The following is a 317-nucleotide window of genomic DNA, read 5'->3' on the forward strand; positions in this document are numbered from 1 at the left end:
ATAGCGAGCGTGAACCACCCGATCCCATGCCGAACTCGGAAGTGAAACCGCTTAGCGCCGATGGTAGTGTGGAGTTTCTCCATGTGAGAGTAGGTCATCGTCAGGCACTTATCCCGAACCGCCCCTGTAGCCTTGCTACAGGGGCGGTTCTCTTTGTGGTCAGTAAAAGCTGCGTAGAGAGTCCTGCATGGTAAGCGTTCGGGCATCACCGCTTGCGAGTGATCACGCAGTATGCTGCCAATGATGGGGCAGAAGTTCGTGCACTTGGCTAGCCTTTTGGGTCGGCAGCCTTTCCAGCACATTCTTCAGGTAGGTAT

General features: G+C 54.9%; 1 protein-coding gene and 1 rRNA gene. One reads left to right on the top strand and one right to left on the bottom strand.

Translation table 11 applies throughout. From position 1 onward, the window contains the following. Window positions 1-106: ribosomal RNA gene (gene rrf, locus IZU87_RS17430) — 5S ribosomal RNA — on the top strand; the annotation flags it as partial. Between the two features lie 116 nt (window positions 107-222). On the opposite strand, the gene IZU87_RS18105 is transcribed toward rrf, so the two are convergent. Further along, the gene (locus IZU87_RS18105) at window positions 223-309 is read right to left on the bottom strand and encodes a hypothetical protein (RefSeq protein ID WP_349305200.1); all 87 of its coding nucleotides are present in this window, start codon (window positions 307-309) and stop codon (window positions 223-225) included. Window positions 310-317 lie beyond the last annotated feature (8 nt).

It is taken from the genome of Cobetia sp. MC34 (genome assembly GCF_018340035.1).
GTDB classification, from domain to species: Bacteria; Pseudomonadota; Gammaproteobacteria; order Pseudomonadales; family Halomonadaceae; genus Cobetia; species Cobetia amphilecti.